This is a genomic window from Nostoc sp. ChiQUE01b, assembly GCF_034531255.1.
Classification (GTDB): Bacteria; Cyanobacteriota; Cyanobacteriia; order Cyanobacteriales; family Nostocaceae; genus Nostoc.
This window is the reverse complement of record NZ_JAVRBM010000154.1, coordinates 1-8,516: the sequence shown is the minus strand read 5'-3', so window position 1 is coordinate 8,516 and position 8,516 is coordinate 1. Positions and strand designations below refer to the sequence as shown.

Sequence of the window (8,516 nt, the reverse complement as noted above, 5' to 3'; positions counted from 1 at the left end):
CACAACTGAGGCTTCCGGCAAGTGGATGAGTTTGGTCAATAGTGAGATATTCGCCCCAAATGCGCCCGTTGCTGGTTGGTCTTTCCATAATGGTGATGAGCCTCTTTTAAGGAAAGATTTGGTCAATATTAAAACTATTACCACTATAGTAAACCCGGATTTATTAGATAACACAGAAGATGATACGCAATTATTAAAAGCTCCTCTATCCGCAGCTTTAAGCGTTGATGAAGTGCAAAACTATGGTGTAGTGTTGCAAGGAAATCGCAAAAAAATCACACATGATGGAATCGAGGTACCTGATTGGGGCGATTTAAGATTTGATATCCATACACCACAAAAATCTGGAAAACTCAAGATATCTTTAAGTGCAACAAAAATAACAAGGAATGTTAATGGACTAATTTTACTTGAACCATTAAATTTTTCCAAAGAAATAGATTTGTCAAAAAATGCAATAGGAACTTTAAATGAATATGAAAATGATATTTATAAAATTGGAAATGGACGCAATGGATTTGAAACTTTTCATTTAGATAGTAAGGAGCTAGAAGTATTTAGAGGCTTAAAAACTAAAATAACATTTGAAATTCAAGGAGATACAAAAGTTGTTTTGGACAATGTTTTTTTCAAAAGTGTTCATCTACAATTTGGGAATCCAACTGAAGCTAGATATACATCTGAATCACCAGGAGCTAGAAACCCATATTCTACGAATTTACTGTTAGAAAAGCCTCAGTATGCAGTTTCTTACGATAGCAGTACAAATACTCCTGCTTGGGTAAGCTGGCAACTGAATCAAAATTGGCGGGGTAATGCAAAACGTCCAACAAATACAATATTTTTAGGAGATCCAGAACTTCCACAAGACTGGAAAAAGATTGATACTACCTATTATCAAGACTCAAATGGAAAAAGTCTTGGTTTTGACCAAGGTCATTTAATCCCTTCTGGGGATAGAACAAATACTAAAAAAGACAACATTGCTACTTTTCTGGGAACAAATTTGATCCCACAGAATGTAGATAATAATGAATATTTTAGTAGTGACTACAACGATCCTACGAAAGCATCTGCATGGTTTAATATTGAACAGTTCGAGCGTTCTTTGGTAAAACAAGGCAAAGAACTTTATATTATCGCTGGTACTTATGGTGGTAACTCTAAACCACAAAAAAGAAGTAATGCTCTGGAAACAAAATTTCCTGGTGATACGGATTCTACTGCTTTTGCCAATAATGGAGTTAATATTTCTAAATGGACATGGAAGACAATTTTAGTTCTTGATAAAGCAGGACAAGGAATTGAAGATGTTACTGAAAATACAATCACGTATACTTTTCTTACGCCTAACAGAGCGGAACCATACGCTAATTGGGCTTTAAGTGGACAAGCTGCCGAACATCCATTTAACGAAATAAGAGACAAATTAGAGTTGTCTAATCCTGTGTCCGACATTCAAAACGCAGTTGAATGGAGAAATCCCTCTACATGGCAAATTACTATTGACCAACTTGAAAATCTTCTTAATGGTTGGGGAGGTAGAACATATAATTTTCTGTCAAATGTTTCTAATAATATCCAAAATCAGATAGAAGATAAAATTTATTATCCTAGTCTCCCAATATCGGCTTCTCTTTTATCAGAAGTAAAACTTTCCTCAAATTCAGTCCCCATAACTGGTGGGTTCAACAATAACTTTTCCATCTGGCATAGTAGTGTTACGGAAGAAAGTGCACCAATAGAGACTGTTTCCGTCGTCAACGTTAGCCCTAGTCAGATTGGCTCCCGTGAAGTCAACTCCTTCCATATCGGCATAAACCAAATTAGCTCCCCTCAAGTCGGCATAACTCAAGTCAGCGCTTCGCAAGATAGCACGATAAAGATTGGTATCACTCAACTTGGCTCCTCTAAAGTTGACACCACTCAAAGTACACCCTTCCAAGTTCGCTCCACTCAAGTTGGCATTAGTCAAATGAGCCGGATATTTGAGCTGTTTAACAACCTCATCATGGGTCAAAATAATTCCACGCAAATCCTGACCTCTCAGATCAGCACGGTGCAAAACAATACCAGGGAACCTTCTCTCTCCGGTGGCATAGCGTCTGAGGAATTCTTGGGTACTAATCACTCTTATGAGGTCATTTTCAATACTGCCGTCTGGCATGATAGTGTGGCAAAACAAAATTTCTTCCCTGTTAATACCCCTCAAGTTAGTCCCCATCAGATTGGTGTCAGTCAAGTTAGCTTGGCTCAAGTTAGCACCCATCAGGTTGGCATCTCTCAAGTCAGCCCCAGTCAAGTTGCAGTATTCCAATCTAGCCCCAGTCAGGTTAGCATCTCTCAAATCGACATTAATCAGATAAGCAACTCCCAAGTCAGCCTGTCTCAAATTGGCACCTCTCAAATTGGCATTGCTCAAGTCGCTATGACGCAAATCAATGGAGTACAGGTTAGCCCTACTGAAGTTGATGTCAATCAAGTAAGCCTCATCCAAGGAGATTCCCCCACTCAAGTCAGTCTCACTAAAATCCCTCTCACCAGCAGCATACCTTTCCAACAATTCCTCGACATCCATAACTCAAATCCCGCATTAATTAACATATACAAAGATAACCCACTCAATCTTTGGTCTACTCTCTTCGACCCCACCTTCAACCTAACCTTCCAAATCACCGACCTCCCCACTGGACAACTAGCCGAAGCCCAGATCACCAACTACAACTCCTTTGGTCGCCCCAACGGTGGCACCATCCTCATCGACGACGACGCTAACGGAATCGGCTGGTTCATCGACAGCACCCCATTCAACAACAGCGAATTCACCACCTCTCTCACCGACACAGCCTTCCGCGCCACCACAGGAGAAGCATTCGGCAAATACGACCTGCTAACCAGCATCCTGCACGAAATGGGACACCTAGCAGGCATCATCTCCGGCTACAGCGAATTTGACCGCCACATCCAAACCGTCAACGGTTCCAAAGTATTCGTTGGTGACAACTTCAGCGCCACCCTCACGAAAGACGGTAGCCACCTCGATTCTAAACTGTATCCCTTCGACCTAATGAACACCTCCCTCTCCCCAGGTGTTCGTAAACTTCCGTCCCTTATCGACCTGCAAATCCTCAACGCAGTTCGCTCCTTGGAGTGGGGGAGTGGGGGAGTGGGAGGGAATGCCTTGCAAGCGCCTCTCAACTCCGATCCTCTAATTGGCATCCTCAACGGAGACTTCGACACCCAAGCCGACTGGACAACTCGTGGCGCAGCCAACATCCTCAACTCCCAAGCCATCCTCACCGAAGACTCCCCCTTTAACAGCAACTTTACCCAAACCTTCATCATCCCCTCACACGCCAAATATCTGCAATTCACCATCCTCGACACCCAACTAGGAACCAACGAATTTGCCCCCAACGATGCCTTTGAAGTCGCCCTATTAGATGCCCGCACCCTCACCCCCCTAGTCGGCACATCCATAGGACTAACCCAAACCGACTCCCTCCTCAACCTCCAGCAATCCGGCAACGCATACTTCAGCGATAAAGTCAAGATAGCAGGTGCAAACACCTCCGGCGACAAAATAGCTCTCAACACACCGCGCACCGTCAAAATCGACATCAGCAACATTGCCCCTGGAACCCTTGCCACCTTATACTTCGACCTACTAGGCTTCGGTGCAAAAGATGGCAAAGTGATCGTTGATAACGTCATGCTACTGGACAAAGACCTGATTAGCCCAATAGCGATCGCAGACACAGCCACCACCGACCAAGCAAAACCAGTATTAATCAACATTCTAGCCAATGACAGCGACGCAGACAGCAGCATCAACCCCACAACCCTAACCATCAAAACCAACCCCAGCAACGGTGCGATCGCACTCAACCTTGATGGTACAGTTACTTACACCCCCAACCCCACCTTTGTCGGCACAGACACCTTCACCTACACCATTACCGACACAGACGGCTTAACATCCAACACCGCCACTGTCAACATCACAGTCAACAATATTGCCCCAATTATTACGGTAATTACAGGTGACACCACCACAACCGAAGGCACAATAGCCAACTTTACCGCCACAGCAGTTGACCCAGGTGACGAACTTACCTACCTCTGGAACTTCGGCGACGGTTCCCAGCTACTAGAAGGTCAAAATGTCACCCACGCCTACGCCGATAACGGCACATACATCGCCACCCTTACTGTAGTAGATAGCCAAAGAGTAAATAGCTTCCAGTCTCTAGAAATCACAGTCAACAACGCCGCACCAAAAGTTAATGCAGGCGCAGACCAAAGCATCAACGAAGGACAATCTGTTACCTTCAACGGGCAATTTAGCGACTCCGGTATTCTCGACACCCACACAATCACTTGGGACTTCGGCGACGGTACAACCATCGCAGGTATCCTCAACCCAACCCACATTTACACATCAGATGGCACTTACGCAGCAAGCTTGACCGTTACTGACAACGCTGGGGCATCCACAATCGACACCCTCGCCGTCACCGTTAACAACCTCGCCCCCACCATTACACAACTCACGGGCACAACTGAAGTTGCAGAAGGCACACCAGCTAACTTTAGCGCCAGTGCCACTGACCCCGGCAACGACACCCTTACCTACACCTGGAACTTTGGCGATGGCTCCAACCCAGTCCAAGGTAAAGATGCTACCCACACCTTCCTCGACAACGGCATCTACACCGTCAGCTTGACAGTAAGCGACTCCGACGGTGCATCCACAACCCAAACCTTAAGCACAAAAGTCAACAATGTCGCTGCCAGCGTCAACGCAGGTACAGACCAAACCATGTACCAAAACGAACCCGTCATCTTCGACGGACAATTTCACGACCCTGGTATATTAGATACTCATACAATCGAGTGGAACTTCGGTGATGGTAACACCGTAACAAGCGTTCTCAACCCCAACCATATTTACACTCTTGCGGGCGAATACACCGTCACCCTCACCATCACCGACAATTCGGGCGCAGTCACCAACGATACCATGACTGTCACGGTGAAGAAACCACCCACAATGTCCGTCAGCGATATCTCAATTATCGAAGGTGACAACGGTAACAAGTACGCCGTTTTTACCGCCAACTTAAGCGAAGCCAGCCAAAGAACCATCACCGCTAACTACTCCACCACCGACGGTACAGCAACGAATGGCAGTGATTACACAGCCACCAACGGTACAATTAGCTTCGCCTCTGGAGAAATCAGTAAAACCATTACCATCCAACTAATTGGCGACACCCTGGACGAATTTGATGAAACCTTCTTCGTCAACCTCAGCGATGCCACCAACGCCACAATTCTTACCAACCAAGCCACAGCCACCATTCTCGACGATGACGCAGCCCCAACCCTGACGATAGGCGATCGCACTATCACCGAAGGCGACAATGGTACATCAACCATCACCTACACCATCAACCTCAACACCCCAAGCGGCAAACCCGTTAGCGTTAATTACACAACAGCCGACGGTACGGCAACTGCGGGTACTGACTACACTGCCAGCAACGGAATAGTTTCCTTTGCTCCCGGTGAAACCAGCAAAACCATTACAGTAGAAGTTTTAGGAGATGCGATCGATGAATTCGACGAAACCTTCTTCCTTAACTTGAGCGATGCTACAAACGCTACAATTACCAAGAACCAAGCTGTAACCACCATCCTTGATAACGACGCACCGCCAAGTATAACGATTGGCGACAGAACAATTACCGAAACAGATAACGGAGCGATCGCACTAACCTACACTATCAGCCTCGACGCACCCAGCGCCAAACCAATCTCTGTTAAATATACAACAGCCGACGGAACAGCAACTGCCCTCACTGACTACACCGCCACGAATGGCAGCATCACCTTTGCACCAGGAGAAACCAGCAAAACTGTTACAGTCCAGGTACTAGGCGATACCATTGATGAATTTGATGAAACTTTCTTCCTCAACTTGAGCGATGCCACAAACGCTACAATTACCAATAACCAAGCTGTAAGTACAATCGTTGATAACGATGCACCACCTGTACTCACCATCAATGATAGAACCATTACCGAGGGAGACAACGGTACTGCCACTGTCACCTTCACAGTTAACCTTTCGGCAGCCAGCGCCAAAGCAATCGCGGTAAATTATGCCACCCTTGACGGCACTGCTCACTCTGGCAGCGACTACACCGCAACCAATGGTACACTCACCTTTGCACCCCTTGAAACCAGTAAAACTATCTCAGTGCAGGTACTTGGCGACACCATTGACGAATTTGATGAATCATTCTTCCTCAACTTGAGCAATGCCACCAACGCTACTATTGCCGATGCCCAAGGTGCAGGTACAATTCTGGATAATGACGCACCGCCCACACTAACGATTAATGACAAAACCATTACTGAAGGTGATAATGGCACGCAGACAATGACATTTACCGTCAGTCTTTCTGCTGTCAGCCAGAAAACAATTGACGTTAACTATACTACGGCTAACGGTACAGCGACCTCCGGCAGTGACTACACAGCAACCAATGGGACACTCACCTTTGCTCCTGGTGAGACAACTAAAACAGTTTCAGTGCAAATTATAGGCGATCGCACCATTGAATCAGATGAAACCTTCAACATCAACCTGACTTCAGCCACCAATGCCACTATTAGTGATGCCCAAGGTGTGGGTACAATTCTAAATAATGACCTACCCCCTGCCTTTGCGATCAAAGCAGAAGGTACTGTCACCATTAACGGCGGTGGAGATTTTGACGGCAATCCACTGGATTTGAGTGATGATGCCCTAATCTATGCAGGTAAAGGGTTCACAATTAATGGCAATCCCACATTACCTATTCAAAGAGATGCTCAGGGGAATCCAATTCGAGATGCTAATGGCAAGCTGGTTCTGGTAGATAGAGCTGTCGCAGTAGCAGAAGGCTACACCGTGACTAACGGCCCGAACAATTATGCCAATTTACTTCCCCCACAAGTGGTAGATAAGCAGACTATCAATATCCCAGTCTATGCAGATGTCAAACAACTGGAACTGAATCGCCGAATTCCTACGGGAACACCTACCGTTACCTTTAACGTTTCCCAAAACCCGATGAATAATGCTAACGATTGGGCTGCGAAGTTTCCACCTCCAGGTACAGCGAGTAATCCTACTGTGGTGAGGGTTACAGGTGGTGGATTGAATGTTCCTACTAATATCACCATTAGCAATTATGTGATTATTGTTGAACAGGGAGATATTAACTTTAATGGCAATGGGCACAACTTTAATCATGTTGTGTTAGTTAGTAACAACGGTAATATCAATCTGTCCAACTTACAGGCGCGGGATTTGTCGGTGTTCGCTTCTGGCTCGATTAATATGAATGGTGGTGCGAGATTTGCTGGCTCAACGTTGATGGCGAATGGCAGTGGTAATATTACTTTCAATGGCGCTACTACTACCACGGATACTACTAGCAATCTGAAGGTGATTTCTAGCGGAGATATTACTTATAATGGGGCAGCTAATACACGGGGTACTTTCCAGGCTGTGAAGAACTTTAATTACAACGGTAACTCGACTTTATTTGGCTCTATTGAGGTTAAAGGCAATATTACCTTTAACAGTGGAGCGACTGTTACTGCTGTTGGTGTCTAGTCTGAAACTTATCCCGTTCAAGAGATGATGGCAGTTTAACGAACAGAATTCAGGAGTCAGGAGCCAGAATTCAGAATTGAATTCTGTGCGAGTGGCGGATGAATAAACGGGTTTAAGTCCCCCACTAAATCTCCGATTTAGTGGTCTTGAATGAGTGGTGGGTCTAAATCCCCCACTCATTCATTCTGACTCCTGAATTCTGACTTCTGAATTCTTCTTTAATGAACTTACAAAGTTAAAAAACTTTTGCGATCGTCAAAGCTGATCTCAGTATATCTAAGTGTGCGGCAGTTATTATCCTGTCCAACATACGTATACTTATCATTGTCATATCTAGAACATATAATACATGATACGAGAGAGAAATTATTTAAGGAAGTATGTAGTCGGAAGTCGGAAGTCGGAAGTAAAAAAAACCTAGTTTACGAATGGGGTTTAAGTCCCCATATAAACAAGAGAGGAAAAGGTTAAAGGGCAAAGGGAAAGGGTTGAATTAGGTCGCTCACTTTAAGAGCGAGGTTTTTACCTTTCCCCCTTCTTCATAAAGAAGAGTTGCGAGTCACAAGTCTTGGGGTTTAAATCCCCCTACCTAAACCGTACTTCCGACTTCCAACTTCCGACTTATTCAATACATTCTCCTATCCTGGCTATGACTTGCACCCTATGGCTCACCTAAGAATTGGCAACCAGATAATTACCCAATCAGAAATTCCACAACTGCTGGCTGGTTTCCAAATGCTACCGCAATTGTGTCGTTTGTTGATCGTTGAAAGAGCGATCTCCCTAACAGAATTATAGCAATCGTCAAGGTGGTTAGGACAAACAGTATAATCTATGAGTAAAG

General features: G+C 45.1%; 3 protein-coding genes and 1 pseudogene. 3 read left to right on the top strand and 1 reads right to left on the bottom strand.

Annotation, left to right across the window (positions count from 1 at the left end; all coding sequences use genetic code 11):
- Positions 1–25 precede the first annotated feature (25 nt).
- Positions 26–1,558: pseudogene (locus tag RMY63_RS42075) on the top strand (DNA/RNA non-specific endonuclease); the annotation flags it as partial.
- A gap of 108 nt (positions 1,559–1,666) precedes the next feature.
- On the opposite strand, the gene RMY63_RS42070 reads toward RMY63_RS42075, so the two are convergent.
- Entirely contained in the window at positions 1,667–2,578 is a 912-nt protein-coding gene (locus RMY63_RS42070) for a pentapeptide repeat-containing protein (RefSeq protein ID WP_416212598.1), read from the bottom strand.
- A gap of 333 nt (positions 2,579–2,911) precedes the next feature.
- On the opposite strand from RMY63_RS42070, the gene RMY63_RS42065 reads away from it, so the two are divergent.
- Both RMY63_RS42065 and RMY63_RS40555 read left to right on the top strand, forming a co-directional pair.
- Positions 2,912–7,672 (top strand): Calx-beta domain-containing protein, encoded by a 4,761-nt coding sequence (locus tag RMY63_RS42065; RefSeq protein WP_416212597.1) that lies wholly within the window; start codon positions 2,912–2,914, stop codon positions 7,670–7,672.
- A 663-nt stretch (positions 7,673–8,335) separates the two neighbouring features.
- Entirely contained in the window at positions 8,336–8,470 is a 135-nt protein-coding gene (locus tag RMY63_RS40555) for a hypothetical protein (RefSeq protein ID WP_322734077.1), read from the top strand.
- Positions 8,471–8,516: the final 46 nt, after the last annotated feature.